12 protein-coding genes are annotated in these 14,183 nt (G+C 58.8%); 5 read left to right on the forward strand and 7 right to left on the reverse strand.

Features of this window, described 5'->3' with window-relative positions; all coding sequences use genetic code 11:
- A partial coding sequence (locus tag AAC083_RS15050; protein ID WP_146181688.1) for a 2Fe-2S iron-sulfur cluster-binding protein occupies positions 1 to 1,008 on the forward strand: 1,008 nt, incomplete at its 5' end.
- Between the two features lie 25 nt (positions 1,009 to 1,033).
- Here AAC083_RS15050 and AAC083_RS15055 read toward each other — a convergent pair.
- A complete protein-coding gene (locus tag AAC083_RS15055; protein ID WP_108537029.1) occupies positions 1,034 to 2,695 on the reverse strand; it encodes a methyl-accepting chemotaxis protein in 1,662 nt (553 codons plus the stop codon).
- Between the two features lie 352 nt (positions 2,696 to 3,047).
- Between AAC083_RS15055 and AAC083_RS15060 the strand changes: the two genes are divergently transcribed.
- Positions 3,048 to 4,760, forward strand: a complete 1,713-nt coding sequence (locus AAC083_RS15060; protein ID WP_042036933.1) for a methyl-accepting chemotaxis protein — start codon at positions 3,048 to 3,050, stop codon at positions 4,758 to 4,760.
- Between the two features lie 79 nt (positions 4,761 to 4,839).
- Here the strand turns inward: AAC083_RS15060 and htpX are convergent, their stop codons facing one another.
- The 5 genes from htpX to bioB all read right to left on the reverse strand — a co-directional run bounded on the left by htpX (position 4,840) and on the right by bioB (position 9,766).
- On the reverse strand, positions 4,840 to 5,712 hold the full coding sequence (gene htpX / locus AAC083_RS15065) for a protease HtpX (protein ID WP_108537030.1): 873 nt from the start codon (positions 5,710 to 5,712) through the stop codon (positions 4,840 to 4,842).
- Positions 5,713 to 5,826: 114 nt separating this feature from the next.
- Positions 5,827 to 6,507, reverse strand: coding sequence for a dethiobiotin synthase (gene bioD, locus AAC083_RS15070; protein ID WP_042036838.1), 681 nt, complete (start codon positions 6,505 to 6,507; stop codon positions 5,827 to 5,829).
- A 112-nt stretch (positions 6,508 to 6,619) separates the two neighbouring features.
- Complete coding sequence (gene bioC / locus AAC083_RS15075) at positions 6,620 to 7,459, reverse strand: malonyl-ACP O-methyltransferase BioC (protein ID WP_108537035.1); 840 nt, start codon at positions 7,457 to 7,459, stop codon at positions 6,620 to 6,622.
- Positions 7,452 to 8,669, reverse strand: coding sequence for an 8-amino-7-oxononanoate synthase (gene bioF, locus AAC083_RS15080; protein ID WP_108537031.1), 1,218 nt, complete (start codon positions 8,667 to 8,669; stop codon positions 7,452 to 7,454). Before bioF ends, bioC begins: the two co-directional genes overlap by 8 nt.
- Positions 8,666 to 9,766 carry a biotin synthase BioB gene (gene bioB, locus AAC083_RS15085; RefSeq protein ID WP_108537032.1) on the reverse strand — a complete coding sequence of 367 codons (1,101 nt, stop codon included), beginning with the start codon at positions 9,764 to 9,766 and terminating at the stop codon, positions 8,666 to 8,668. The genes bioF and bioB overlap by 4 nt, the downstream gene beginning before the upstream one ends.
- Before the next feature lie 187 nt (positions 9,767 to 9,953).
- Here bioB and bioA point away from each other — a divergent pair, with 187 nt between their 5' ends.
- Positions 9,954 to 11,228: an adenosylmethionine--8-amino-7-oxononanoate transaminase gene (gene bioA, locus AAC083_RS15090; RefSeq protein WP_108537033.1), complete on the forward strand. Its 1,275-nt coding sequence runs from the start codon at positions 9,954 to 9,956 to the stop codon at positions 11,226 to 11,228.
- Positions 11,229 to 11,363: 135 nt separating this feature from the next.
- On the forward strand, positions 11,364 to 12,176 hold the full coding sequence (locus AAC083_RS15095; RefSeq protein ID WP_042036831.1) for a HAMP domain-containing protein: 813 nt from the start codon (positions 11,364 to 11,366) through the stop codon (positions 12,174 to 12,176).
- On the opposite strand, the gene AAC083_RS15100 is transcribed toward AAC083_RS15095, so the two are convergent.
- Complete coding sequence (locus tag AAC083_RS15100) at positions 12,173 to 12,523, reverse strand: hypothetical protein (protein ID WP_108537036.1); 351 nt, start codon at positions 12,521 to 12,523, stop codon at positions 12,173 to 12,175. The genes AAC083_RS15095 and AAC083_RS15100 overlap by 4 nt on opposite strands.
- Before the next feature lie 194 nt (positions 12,524 to 12,717).
- Here AAC083_RS15100 and asnS point away from each other — a divergent pair, with 194 nt between their 5' ends.
- Positions 12,718 to 14,118 carry an asparagine--tRNA ligase gene (gene asnS / locus AAC083_RS15105; protein WP_108537034.1) on the forward strand — a complete coding sequence of 467 codons (1,401 nt, stop codon included), beginning with the start codon at positions 12,718 to 12,720 and terminating at the stop codon, positions 14,116 to 14,118.
- The last annotated feature ends 65 nt before the right edge of the window (positions 14,119 to 14,183 follow it).

Below are 14,183 nucleotides of genomic sequence, written 5' to 3' on the forward strand. Positions count from 1 at the left end.
GTGGTCTACCCCGCCGCCGCGCCGAAGAAGCGGGAGCTGGTCTGCGTGGCCCGCGAGCCGCTGGCGCGGGATCTGGAGACCTTCTGGTTCGAGGCGGCCGATGGCGAGCCCCTGCCCGACTACCTGCCGGGCCAGCATCTGCCCATCAGCCTCGATATCAAAAACGAGCGAATTCAACGGCGCTATACCCTGAGCTCCACACCGGATCAACCGGAGCGTTACAGCATCAGCGTCAAGAAGGTGGAGGGGGGTCGCATCTCCCACTGGCTACACCAGCAGATGCAGGTGGGTGACCCGCTGCTGGCCGCTAATCCCGCAGGCGAGTTTCACTTGGGCGGCGAGCGCAATCTCCTGTTGCTCTCGGCAGGCTCCGGCGTCACCCCCATGCTGGCGATTGCCCGCACCCTGGCCCTGCGCGGGGAGCTGGAACATGTTCACTTTATGCACCTGTGCCGCAGCGAAGCGGACATTCCCGCCGCCAGCGAACTGCATGCCATGGCGCAGCAGGGCATGACGCTCACCCTGATCCTGAGCCAGCCAGATAGCCACTGGCAGGGGCTGCAAGGGCGACTCAATGATGAGCATCTGCGACGGGTCAAAGGGCTGGTCGAAAAAGAGGTCTTTATCTGCGGCCCCCACGGCTTTATGGCCGATGCTGCCGCCAAAGTTGCGGCCCTCGGCGTTCCGGCCGCACGGATCCGCCAGGAGAGCTTTGGCGGCGCCATTCTCTCGGTGGCACGCCCCCATCAGGCTGTGCAGCTGCGCATCGGCACCCAGACCTTCACCGGCAACAATCAGGGTACCGTGCTGGATCAGGCCAACAAGCAGGGAGTGGAGCTGCCCTGGAGCTGCCGCGCAGGCATCTGTGGCAGTTGCAAGCAGACGCTGGTTTCCGGTGACGTTGACCACCCGGATGCCCCCGCCATCACAGCCGCCGAGCGGGCCGAGGGCAAGATCCTCACCTGCTGCGCGGTGCCGCTGACCGATCTGGTGATCGGGCCGCAATAACATGATGAGAGGATCCCGGCTCCGGTCATGGCAATTTGAATTGGTGCAGCAAATTTAACAGCATCTGAGCCGTCACGCTGAGTTCTTCTGCCGTAGAACTCAGCTCTTCCGCTGTCGCTGCCGTTGATTGCATTGCATTGGTATTTTGTAACGCGGCCTGGCTAATGTTACCCATTGCACCCTGCTGCTCATTCAATGCTCTGGATATATCTTGCACCAATGCCGTCGTTTCCATGATCCTCGGTAGCATCTGCTTTAGTTTCTCACCCGTCTCGATGGAGGTCGCTTTTGCGTTTGTACACACAATCCCGATTTCTTGGGCCGCTTTTGATGATTTTTCAGCAAGACGCCTGATTTCGGTGGCCACAGTAGCAAAACCTCGGCCACTCTCACCGGCCCTGGCAGCCTCAATCGCAGCATTAATAGCTAATAAATCCGTTTTACGTGAAATCTCATTGATGATGGACACTCTCTGGAAAATGTCCTGAATAGCAGACAACAATTTATCCATATACAAGCCGCACTCCTGTGCATTTAATGAGGTCTGCACTGCGATTCTTTCTGTGACGGTGGCGTTGTCTGAGTTGCATTTTATCGCATTCATCACCATGTCAATTGATGAACCTGTTTTATCTATGACGAGCGACTGCTCACTTGCTGAAGATGACAGCATCTCTGCAGTTGATAATAATTGTTGCGATGCATTGCTAATAGTGCCAGATATGTTTTTCACATTAGTCAATGTCTTCGACAACTGGATTGACATCATTCGCACATTATATAGTAAACTGCCTCTATCATATTTATCTATTTTAATCTCACAAGAAAAATCCCCCTGAGCGACTTCATTAATTGCTTTGATGCTAGTAGCAGGCTCAGCCCCTAACATAACATGCAGTTTTCGATGTATGAAAAACAATGATGATGTCAACGCACACATGAGCAACAATATTAAAGTGATAACAAGTTTCAACCAATATGAAGATTCATCATCACTGCTTGCAATCAGCTGATTAGTACGGGCGTCCATCATTTTATAAAAATTATCGACCCCCTTCATTATATTTATTTTGTCAGTATGATACTGGGTATCAAAAAGTATTCGCCTGGCGAAATCAAGATCAGGTTCCTTGATAATTGTAAACTGTCCCATAGCATCCACAAAACGGCCTTTCACTGCATTAAAAGCGATTGTTTCCGTTTTCACCAGTCTGTCTGAACTTTCTTGCGCTCGGGTTAACTCTTGCAATTCATCTTGGGTAAAACCCGCCTGTTGCATCATAGATTTCAAGGAAATAGCAGTACCGTTCCCTCTTGGCGGTATGTCAGAAACAGCCATGTAATCCCAATATATACGGTTATAATCCAATGGCCTTGGCTGTAGACCATTTCTGATATCAAGAACGTCAAAGTACTGTTTTTCATACTTAGGATCGGCTGTTTGTGCATAGGTCCTGACCAATCTAGTCAGATCATCCGAGCTCTGACGTAATTCATTGGCCAATAATACGCTTTGATAACGTTGTTGTTCAACATCCCTCTGTTTTTCAACTTTACCTTTCAGCGTAAAAATCGAATAAAAAAGCAAAATGGAGATGGCAAGTGAAATACTTGCTATCAATAACAAGAGTTTCTTTATTGTCCAAACCATAAAACCACCATAGCGCAATCTGGTTACCCCACACATGCTGTCATCTACAAGGGTCTATTCAAGCCTTAGGCTGACTACTACAGCATAACGCAGTTAGGGAGAAGTGCTATTTCAGGTCGATATATCGAGAAAATCAGTTGTCAGCGTACTAGTACCTAATCCTTGGCCAATTAGAGCACGAACGTTATCACCCGCCAGACTCAAAACATGCCTTTTTAGTTCTCCATGATATTCCCAAGAGTCCCTCCCATACAGGCCTTTATCCTATTTACGGAAAATATGGCTAAGATAGCTGTTTTTTGAAGGCATTACCTATACTGACCATGGAATCTGTTGACTTGAGATGCTCAACAAGACGCTCCCTGATGAGAATAAGGACGCTCGCACCATGGAACAAAACAAGCCTGCCTTTCAGCTCAATTTGCTGCTATCGGTAATCACCCTGATCCTGCTGTCACTGGTGTTTTTTGCCTACAGCTGGTCAGGGGCGCAACTCGAACAGAGTTATCAGCAACGTTACCAATCCTATCTACTGGCCGATGAGCTGCGACAATCCTCCGACGATCTGACCCGGCTCGGTCGCACCTATGTGATCACCAAGGATCCCGCCTACGAACAGCAATACATGCGGATCTTGGCCATTCGCAACGGGGAGCAAAACCGGCCAGAGAGCTATCACCGCATCTACTGGGATTTTGTCGCTGCCAGCGGCCAGAGTCCTCGCCCCGAGAGCCGCATTCGTCGCGGCCTGATCGACCTGATGAAGGACGCCGGTTTCACCGACGAGGAGCTGGCCAAGCTCAACGAGGCCAAAAACAACTCGGATGCTCTGGTCAACACCGAAGTGGCAGCCTTCAAGCTGGTACAGCAGACGGATGGCGACCCGGTCGCCAACCAGCAAAAGGCCATCGCTATGATGCATGACAAAACCTATCACCAGAACAAGGGGCGCATCATGTCCCCCATAGACGACTTCTACGTCATGATGGAGAACCGTACCCAGCAGGCTGTGGACGATACCACCAACCAGTCCTCCATGCTGCGTTACCTCTTCATCCTACTGGGTCTGGTGTTGATGTTCTTCCTGTGGCGCACCTACAAGGCCCTGCTCGACCTGATCGGCACCTCGGTCAGCCAACTCAGGAGCGAGCTCGGCAGCCTGGCACAGGGAGATTTCTCGCGCCAGATCCATGTGCCAAGCGGCGCAAAAGAGAGCCTTATCGGCTTACTGGCCAGCATGCAGTCCACCCTCAAGGGGATCATCACCCAGGTCTCCCACTCCACCGAGGAGCTGTCAGGATCGGCCGACAGCATAGCCCAGATAGCGGAGCAGACAGCCCAGTTTGCCACCTCCCAGCAAAGCAGTACCCAGACGATGGCGGCGGCCATCGAGGAGCTGGTGGTGAGCATCAGTCATCTCTCCGACAACGCCACCCATGCCGACGAGCTGAGCAAAGTCTCCGCCAACACCCTGGAAGACGGATCCGGCGTCATCAAGCAGACCCTGGACAGCATACTGAGCATCTCGGACACCGTATCCAACGCGGCCAGCAGCCTCTCCGAACTCAACAGCCACACTCAGCAGATCTCGGACATCATAGAGGTGATCCGCAGCATCGCCGATCAGACCAATCTGCTGGCCCTCAACGCCGCCATCGAAGCGGCCCGGGCTGGCGAGCAGGGACGGGGCTTCGCCGTGGTAGCCGACGAGGTACGCAATCTCGCCAGCCGCTCGGCGGCGTCAACCCAGCAGATCACCGGCATGATCAGCAAGATCCAGAGCGGGGCGGATGCCTCTATCCGCAGCATGGAGAACACGGTCAACAACGTCTCCCGCGGAGTGAGCCTGGCCAACCAGACGAGCGAGGCCATCGCCAGTATCAAGAGCCACGCCGCCAACCTGACCGGCCTGATGGGGGAGATCAGCCACACCCTGCGCGAGCAGTCCACCGCCGCCAACGAGGTGGTCTCTACCGTCGGCAGCATCACCTCCCTCTCCGAGCAATCGGGGGATGCCGCCCGCCATGTGTCGCAAGAGGCGGCCAAGCTCAAGCAGCTGTCACGGGTGCTGCGTCAGGAGATGGGGCACTTTAAGCTTTAAAAAACGCTGCAAAGCAAAACGGCTGCCACAAGGCAGCCGTTTTTTTATTCGGGGTTTATCCCCAAATATCCAGCATCTATCAACCGCGCAAGGCGGCGATGCGCTGCTCGATGGGCGGGTGGCTCATGAACAGTTCGCTCACGGAGCGCTTGCCATTGATGCCAAAGGCCATCATGGCACCTTCCATCTGCGGCTCGGCCCCGCGAGAGAGGCGCTGCAACGCGGCAATCATCTTGTCGCGGCCAGCCAGCTTGGCAGCTCCGGCATCGGCGCGGAACTCACGCTGACGGCTGAACCACATGACGATGATGGAGGCCAGCACGCCGAACAGCATCTCCAGCACGAACACTGTGATCATGTAGGCAAAGCCACCCGAGTTGCTGCTCTCTTCGCTGTTGTTGGAGCTGAAGAAGTTGCTGATGAGACCGGCCACAATACGGGCGAAGAACATCACGAAGGTGTTCACCACCCCCTGGATCAGGGTCAGGGTCACCATATCGCCGTTAGCCACGTGGCTCACCTCGTGAGCCAGCACAGCTTCCGCCTCGTCCCGGCTCATGCTGTAGAGCAGGCCGGAGGAGACAGCGACCAGCGAGTCGTCGCGGCGGGCACCGGTGGCGAACGCATTCATCTCGGGGGAGTCGTAGATCCCCACTTCCGGCATCTTGATGCCCGCTTCACGGGCCTGACGGGCCACGGTACTGACCAGCCAGTGCTCGGTCTCGTTGCGGGGTTGCTCGATGACCTGGACGCCATAGCTACGCTTGGCCATCCACTTGGACATCAGCAAGGAGATAAAGGAACCCCCAAAACCGAACACGGCACAAAACATCAACAAACCGGAAATGCTGGACTTGTTGATCCCCAGAACCGAGAACAGGATATTGAGTACCACCCCCAGCACCAGCATGACGGCCAGGTTGGTCACCAGGAACAGCGTAATTCGCTTCATTATTGACTCCTTGTGAGATATGGATGCGTGGCCCCGTACAGCTTCATTACCTGCCGGGACCACACCTGCTCAACATAATATATAGATTCGATGAATGTTCGCTGAATGTCGTCATCAGAGCAGGGGCGAAATGTCGAGACGCCCGCTCAGATCGGCATCGAGTGGATTGTTCACAAAGGGTATCTCACCCAAAAATGGGGCAGGCAGCAAGCCCCTGAGCGTGTCCAGATTCTCCTGGTAGTGGCTCATGGAGCCGTGCAACCGATTGATGACCCAGCCAGCCACCGGCAGGTGGTCGTTGCGAATGGCGGCGAAGGTGAGCAGCGCATGGTTGAGGCAACCCAGCTTGGCCCCCACCACCATGATCACCGGCATGTTCTCCTGCTTGACCCAGTCCGACAGCAGGTACCTACGATCCAGCGGTAAAAACCACCCCCCGGCCCCCTCCACGACGATGAGCTCGGCACCGGCCTGCTCTATCTGGCGCAAACCATCGGACAAGCCTTTCAGCGTGATGGCCTCACAGGCCTCGCTGGCGGCGATATGGGGCGCGATGGGCGGTTCAAAGGCGAACGGATTGACCAGATCGTAGGGCAAAGGCAGGCTCGCGGCCTCCTGCAACAGCACTGCGTCCAGGTTGCGCAGTCCATCCGGGGTACGGGCACAACCGGCGGAGACCGGCTTGTAACCGGCGCACTGGATGCCGTGGGCGGCAAATTCCAGCAACAGGGTACGGGCGACTACCGTCTTGCCCACATCGGTGTCCGTGCCCGTGATAAAGAAGGATTTAACCATGATAACTCCTCAACACAAATCAGGTGGCTCCCCCTGGTGGGGGCAGCTCACCTGCGTATCAACTCTTTCAGGCAGCGTAGCAGAACCACAGCCCGCTCAAACCCGGACCGGCTTATCGGCGACCCACTTGCCCCAGACAGACCTGATAGCTGGCGGTCAGCCTGCCGTCCGGCTGGCGGTAGGCTTCATAAGCCAGGCTAAGGCGCTGCAAACGCTGCCGGCTGCTGAGACCAGGCTGGCGCTCGTCATTGATCTGGCTGGCCCCTATCCCTTTGAGATCGCGCAGCAGACCGGTCAGCTCGGGATAGGCGAGCGACCAGGTCAGGCTCTCGAGGCGAGGGGCGGTGAAGCCCCCGGCGGCGATAGCATCGTGCAATTGTGGCAGGCTGAGGAAGCGATTGACATGGGCACTGTCATCAACCGTGCGCCAGGCCTCACGCAATTGCCAAAGCGAATCAGAGAGCAGGGTCGAGAACCACAGCTGGCCACCGGGTTTGAGCACCCGATGCAGCTCGGCAAAGGCCTGCGCCGGACGCTCGCACCACTGCAAGGCCAGACTGGAGAAGACCCAATCCAGACTCTGATCGGCAAAGGGCAACTGCTCCGCATCGCCGCACAGGAGATGAGCACCACTGCCGCGCAGGGCCGCCTGCTGTAACATGCCGGGAGCGAGATCCAGTCCATGTAGCCGGTGACAACGGCGGGCGAGCTGCGGCAGGAAGAACCCGGTGCCACACCCCAGATCCAGTCCTGATCCCGGCAAGGTATCTGCCAAAGTATCCCCTTGCCCCCCATGATCCGGCTCCGACGCAGGCAAGGCGTTTGTCATCCGCTTGAGCAGCGCCAGCCCCACCTCCTGCTGAAAGCAGGCGTGGGCGTCGTAGTGACGGGCGGCCGCACCGAAGCGACGGGCGAGCTGGGCCTTGTCGACCGACTGGAAACGCTCATGCATGGCGAGCACCTCTCGGGTCTGCGGCATCCTCATTACCCGTGGCCGACAGGGTGCAAGGGCCAAGGGCCTCAAGCAGGCGGTCTATATCCTGTTCGCGGTGGGCCGCGCTCAAAGTGATGCGCAGCCGCGCCGTGCCCACCGGCACTGTCGGTGGCCGAATCGCGGTGACCCAGAGCCCTAATGCGCGCAGTCGTTCGGCCAGTTGAAGCGCGGCACTGCTCTCTCCCACCAGCAGCGGCTGGATCGGGGTGTTGCTCGCGCCAAGCTGCCAGCCAAGGGCAGTGGCGCCCTGCCGAAAGCGGGCGATCAGCTGGGCAAGATGAGCACGGGACTCGTCGGCTGCGCGCACCAGTTCGATGCTCTTGCTGACGGCGCAAGCCTGCGCGGCCGGCATATGGGTGCTGTAGACGTAGTGGCGGGCAAAGTTGACCAGATAGTCCACCAACTCGCGACTGCCGCCGACAAAGGCACCGGCCACCCCGAGCGCCTTGCCAAAGGTGCCCATCTGGATGTGCACGCTGGCCGGTGGAACCCCTTGCGCCGCCAGGGTGCCGCGCCCTTGTGACCCCAGCACGCCGAGGCCGTGGGCATCGTCGATCATCAGCCAGTTCCCGCTCTGGGCGGCGAGTGTTGCGAGTTCAGCCCAGGGAGCCTGATCCCCATCCATGCTGAACACCCCTTCCGAGACGATCAAGCCACGGTTGGGTTCGAGTTGACGTGCAAGAGCGGCCATATCGTTATGACCAAAGCGCGTCATCTTGCAGGGCAGCTGGCTGCCCATCTCTTGCAGGGAGGCATGATTGAGTTTGTCTTGCCACAGCAGATGCGCCTTGCCGAGCAGGGCTTTGAGCACCGCTTGATTGGCAGAAAAACCGCAGTTGAACAGCAGCACCGCCTCAACCCCGAGCCACTCAGCCAGCGTCTCTTCCAGCTGCTGGTGAGCCCGACTGTAGCCGGTGACCAGCGGCGAGGCGCCAGATCCGGTGCCATAGCAGTCAATTCCCGCTTTGAAGGCGGCTTTGATGGCGCTGTGATCCGCCAGCCCTAGATAGTCGTTGGCGGAAAAATTGAGGTAGTCGCGCCCGTCGACCTGCAACCGCCCAGCCACACTGCCATGCGTCGCGATGCGGCGACGCAGCAAATCAGCCTGCTCGCGCCCGGCCAGCGCCGCGCCCAACGCAAAGGGGCCCGTTACTGCAAGGCCAGTCATGACCGCGTGGCACCTGTGCGGGGACGGGTAGCATCGTAAAACATCTCATCCGGCGCGTTCTGGCGGCTCACCTCGGCCAGCAGCTCTTCTTCCAGTTCCAATGTCTGAACCTGATCCGGCTTCTGGGCCCGCTGAGCGGGGTGAATGCCGAGTCGCTTGAACAGCTGCATGTCGCTGTTTTCATCGGGGTTGGGGGTGGTCAGCAGTTTGCAGCCGTAGAAGATGGAGTTGGCCCCCGCCATAAAGCACATGGCCTGCATCTGCTCGTTCATCTTTTCTCGCCCGGCGGAGAGGCGCACATGGGAGGCGGGCATCATGATCCGCGCCACGGCTATGGTGCGGATAAACTCGAACGGGTCGAGGTTCTCTTCGTTCTCCAGCGGCGTCCCCTTCACCTTGACCAGCATGTTGATGGGCACGCTCTCCGGGTGGCGTGGCAGGTTAGCCAGCGCCATCAGCAGACCCGCCCGATCCTTGGCCTGCTCGCCCATGCCGACGATGCCGCCGGAGCAGACCTTCATGCCGGCGCCGCGCACATGCTCCAGAGTATCGAGCCTGTCCTGATAGGTGCGGGTGGAGATGATCTCGCCGTAGAACTCCGGCGAGGTGTCGAGGTTGTGGTTGTAGTAATCGAGTCCCGCAGCGCCAAGACGCGCCGCCTGATCGGCGGTCAGCATCCCTAAGGTCATGCAGGTCTCCATCCCCAGCCCGCGCACCTCCTCAATCATCCTGATGACGTAGGGCATGTCCTTCTCTTTGGGGTTGCGCCAGGCGGCTCCCATGCAGAAACGGGACGAGCCGTTGGCCCTGGCCTCGCGGGCCCGCTCCAGCACCTTCTCCACCTCCATCAGCCGCTCGGTCTCGAGCCCGGTATGATAACGGGCGCTCTGGGGGCAATATTTGCAATCCTCCGGGCAGGCGCCGGTCTTGATGGAGAGCAAAGTGCTCACCTGCACCTCGTTCGGGTCGAAGTGGGCGCGATGTACGGTCTGGGCCTGGAACAGCAGATCGTTGAAGGGCAGGGCAAACAGGGCCTGAACCTCGGACAGGGTCCAGTCGTGGCGAAGGGCGTGGTCGCCCGGGGTGAGAGCATTCATACATGGCTTCCGGTTGTGATAAGTGGGATCCTGCGCCGGCCATCCCGGATGAGCGAACACAAAACCCGCCGCTGTGCCTGCCCCCTGAATGGGCAAAGCCAAGTGGCTGAAATTGTTGGCTAGTGTAGAGAGCGCGCGTAGACTGTCAACACCGACCAGATCAAACCAATTGACAACAGAACATATAATGACCAACCAAGAATTCGACCTGCACCACATCTGGCACCCCTATACCTCCCTGACCCATCCCCTGCCCTGCTATGAAGTTGCCAGCGCCAAAGGGGTAACCATCACCCTCAGCGACGGCCGCGAACTGGTGGATGGCATGAGTTCCTGGTGGGCCTGCGTGCACGGTTATCAAGTGCCTGAACTGGACGCGGCCGCCACCACCCAGCTCGGCAAGATGTCTCACGTGATGTTTGGCGGCCTGACCCATGCCCCGGCGGTCGAGCTGTGCCGCAAGCTGGTGGAGATCACGCCAGCTAAGCTGGATCGGGTATTTCTGGCAGACTCGGGATCGGTGGCGGTGGAAGTGGCGCTCAAGATGGCCCAGCAGTACTGGCACGCCAAAGGCACCCCCAGAGCCAAGTTCCTCACCCTGCGCGGCGGCTATCACGGCGACACCTTCGGTGCTATGAGCGTTTGTGATCCGGATGGCGGCATGCATGAGCTCTATAAAGGCTTCCTACCGGAGCACCATTTCGCGCCGGCACCGAGCTGCCGTTTCCACGCCGAGTGGGACGAGCAGAGCGTGGTGGCGCTGGCCACGCTCATGGCCGATCATCACGAAGAGATCGCGGCCATCATCCTCGAACCCATAGTGCAGGGCGCGGGCGGCATGCGCTTCTACCATCCCCGCTACCTGCAGTGGGTGCGCGCCCTGTGCGACGAGTTCGACGTGCTCTTGATTGCCGACGAGATCGCCACCGGCTTTGGTCGCACCGGCCAGCTGTTTGCCTGCGACTGGGCGGGGATCAGCCCCGACATCATGTGTCTGGGCAAGGCGCTCACCGGCGGCTATCTCACCCTCTCGGCGACCCTGACCACCGAACATGTTGCCCGCACTATCTGTGACGGCACGGCGGGGGTCTTTATGCACGGCCCCACCTTTATGGGCAACCCGCTGGCCTGCGCCGTGGCCAACGCCTCCATCGATCTGCTGCTCGCCTCCCCCTGGGCCGAGCGGGTGCAGGCCATCGAACATCAGCTCAAGACCGAACTGGTCGCGCTGACCCTCAACCCGGCCGTGGCCGATGTGCGGGTACTCGGCGCCATCGGCGTGGTGGAGATGAAAGAGCGGGTGGACGTGGCCCGCATCCAGCGCAAGTTCGTCGAGCTGGGAGCCTGGATCCGGCCATTTGGCAAACTCATCTACCTGATGCCCCCCTTCGTCATCACCCCCGAGGAGCTGAGGGTATTGACCGGCGCCATCAATGAGGCCATCGCCAGCGGCGAATTCTGAGCCTGAATGAATAGGCCCTGCATGAGAATGCAGGGCCTATTGACTCTTTTTCATTAGAATGTGAGCAAGGCACCAGACCCGAACGACCGGTGCGAGTAGACTGCGCGGGTTTTACCCAACAGATGTACCGTTCCCATGCGCCTTTCCATTGCTGCCAAAATCAACTTCTTCCTGCTGTTCATCTTCTCCATGGTGCTGGTCTTCTCCGCAGCCTATCAGGCCGTGCGCGAGCGGGATCTCATCCTGACCCTGATCAAGGAGCAGAGCCGCGAGCAGAGCGAAGCCTACTTCGATGGCCTCAACATGCTGATGCTGACCGGCAAGATGGACGCCCGAGATACCCTGCGAAACAAATTCCTCGAGCACGCCCATGTGGAGGATGCCCGCATCGTCCGTGGCGAGGCGGTGAGCAAACAGTTCGGGCCAGGGCGCGCAACCGAACAGAGCAAAGATGAGTTCGATGAGTTGGCGCTGGCGGGCAAGGGCAGTCTGGAGGTGGTGCACGATGACATGCACAGCCGGCTGGTCGTGACCCGACCGCTGCTGGCAAAAAAAGATTTTCGCGGCACCGACTGCACCAGCTGTCATCTGGTGCCGGAGAACACTGTGCTCGGTGCGGTGCGCTTTGACTACTCCCTCGACTCCCTCTTTACCCGGGTTGAGCAGAACATTCTCACCTCGGCACTCATTCTCACCAGCATCTTCGGGATGGGGCTGCTGCTGACCCTCTGGGTCATCCGCACCTGGATAGTCCGCCCCCTCAACCAGCTGACCCGCTCAATGGAAGAGGCCACCGATCAGCACGACTTCGGCCACCGGCTGGAGGGGGATGACGGGGATGAGATAGGTCGGGTGGCACTGGCCTACAACCAGATGCTCGACAGCGTGGAGCGCCAGCTGGGCAAGCGCCCCACCGCTCAGGGGAAGCAGGACAAACCGCAGGATTAACCCGCGTAGTAGAACAGCAAACTGGCGATGAGGATCAGCAACAAGATAGCCAGATGCACCCGGCCGACATCCTCCTGGCGGCGGCAACGTTGCCGTTCAAACAGCAAGACCACCAGCGTCAGCACAGAGCAACCCCAGAGCCCGCGCTCCAGCCAGGGGGTCAGCACGGGATCCCAGCTCTGGCGCACCTTGACCCCGCCATAGATCAGAAAACCGTAGGCGATCTGCGGCCGCGCGAAGTGATAGAGGGAGAGCAAGGCGATGAAGCCGCCCCAGCAGAGGATCACCAATCCCTGCAACACCCGGGCCAACCGGTCAGGTCCATGTCGCCGCTCTTTCACACCCATCCCCCACCCAAGCGGCCCGGTCATGAGGTGATCCGGGCACAAAACCCCTCCAGAGTCCGACATTTTTGCTTGTTTATCAAACCCGCGCGGGTAAGATTGACGGCTTAGTCTGCCATGATGGGCCAATCAATGCCCGGGCCAGACCCCTAGTGTTGCAAATAGCGCTGCAAGAACAAGCTGGAGACAATATTTCGATGACGCACGCATCCGTAGTAGATGTGCTGACCGGTAAATATGCGGTTGGCACCACCCAGACAGTCAAAGGGTGGATCCGGACTCGCCGTGATTCCAAGGCGGGGATCTCATTTTTGGCCGTCTCCGATGGCTCCTGTTTCCATCCGGTACAGGCGGTTGTCCCCAATACCCTGGCCAATTATGAGAATGAAGTGCTGCGTCTGACCACTGCTTGCTCCGTGGAAGTGACCGGTGTGATTGCCGCCTCCCAGGGCAATGGCCAGGCTTTCGAACTACAAGCCACCGAGGTCAACGTCGTGGGCTGGGTCGAAGATCCGGACACCTACCCCATGGCCGCCAAGCGCCACAGCATAGAGTACCTGCGCGAACAAGCTCACCTGCGTCCGCGCACCAACATAGTCGGCGCCGTGACCCGGGTACGCAACTGCCTGGCACAAGCCATCCACCGCTTCTTCCACGAAGAGGGCTATCTGTGGATTGCGGCGCCGCTCATCACCGCCTCGGACACCGAAGGTGCCGGCGAGATGTTCCGCGTCTCCACCCTGGATCTGGAAAACCTGCCGCGCACCGACGCCGGCAAGGTCGACTACGACAAGGACTTCTTCGGCAAGGAGACCTTCCTGACCGTTTCCGGTCAGCTGAACGTCGAAACCTATGCCTGTGCCCTCTCCAAGGTCTACACCTTCGGGCCCACCTTCCGCGCCGAAAATTCCAACACCAGCCGCCATCTGGCCGAGTTCTGGATGGTTGAGCCGGAAATTGCCTTCGCCAACCTTGACGATAACGCTGCCCTGGCCGAAGCCATGCTCAAATACGTCTTCAACGCCGTGCTGAGTGAGCGCCGCGACGATCTGGAGTTCTTTGCCCAGCACGTCGACAAGGATGCCATCGGCCGACTGGAACGCTTCGTCTCCTCCGACTTCGCCCAAATCGACTACACCGATGCCATCGAAGTACTGAAGAACTGTGGCAAGACTTTCGAGTTCCCCGTCTCCTGGGGCATCGATCTCTCCTCCGAGCACGAGCGCTATCTGGCCGAAGAGCACTTCAAGTCGCCTGTGGTGGTGAAGAACTACCCGAAAGACATCAAGGCCTTCTACATGCGCCTCAACGACGACGGCAAAACCGTGGCCGCCATGGACGTACTGGCACCCGGGATCGGCGAGATCATCGGTGGTGCCCAGCGTGAGGAGCGCCTTGAGGTGCTGGATGCCCGCATGGCCGAGATGGGGCTGAACAAGGAAGATTACTGGTGGTACCGTGACCTGCGTCGTTTCGGTACCGTACCCCACGCCGGTTTCGGTCTGGGCTTCGAGCGTCTGGTGGTCTACGTGACCGGCATGGGCACCGTCCGCGACGTGATCCCCTTCCCGCGTACCCCGCGTACCGCCGAGTTCTGATTACGGCCACTTGCCGACAAAGCCGACCCCAGGGTCGGCTTTTTGTTATCCAGGCAGCGGCATTT

Origin of the sequence: Aeromonas sp. HMWF014, assembly GCF_963878295.1 — a bacterium.
GTDB lineage: Bacteria > Pseudomonadota > Gammaproteobacteria > Enterobacterales > Aeromonadaceae > Aeromonas > Aeromonas popoffii.

Bases quoted from the DNA above. Each gene is read 5' to 3' on its own strand.
- bioC (WP_108537035.1), bottom strand. From the start codon at position 7,459: ATGCATGAGCGTTTCCAGTCGGTCGACAAGGCCCAGCTCGCCCGTCGC.
- AAC083_RS15060 (WP_042036933.1), top strand. From the start codon at position 3,048: ATGGAACAAAACAAGCCTGCCTTTCAGCTCAATTTGCTGCTATCGGTA.
- AAC083_RS15055 (WP_108537029.1), bottom strand. From the start codon at position 2,695: ATGTGTGGGGTAACCAGATTGCGCTATGGTGGTTTTATGGTTTGGACA.
- bioA (WP_108537033.1), top strand. From the start codon at position 9,954: ATGACCAACCAAGAATTCGACCTGCACCACATCTGGCACCCCTATACC.
- AAC083_RS15100 (WP_108537036.1), bottom strand. From the start codon at position 12,523: ATGGGTGTGAAAGAGCGGCGACATGGACCTGACCGGTTGGCCCGGGTG.
- htpX (WP_108537030.1), bottom strand. From the start codon at position 5,712: ATGAAGCGAATTACGCTGTTCCTGGTGACCAACCTGGCCGTCATGCTG.
- bioD (WP_042036838.1), bottom strand. From the start codon at position 6,507: ATGGTTAAATCCTTCTTTATCACGGGCACGGACACCGATGTGGGCAAG.
- bioB (WP_108537032.1), bottom strand. From the start codon at position 9,766: ATGAATGCTCTCACCCCGGGCGACCACGCCCTTCGCCACGACTGGACC.
- bioF (WP_108537031.1), bottom strand. From the start codon at position 8,669: ATGACTGGCCTTGCAGTAACGGGCCCCTTTGCGTTGGGCGCGGCGCTG.
- asnS (WP_108537034.1), top strand. From the start codon at position 12,718: ATGACGCACGCATCCGTAGTAGATGTGCTGACCGGTAAATATGCGGTT.
- AAC083_RS15095 (WP_042036831.1), top strand. From the start codon at position 11,364: ATGCGCCTTTCCATTGCTGCCAAAATCAACTTCTTCCTGCTGTTCATC.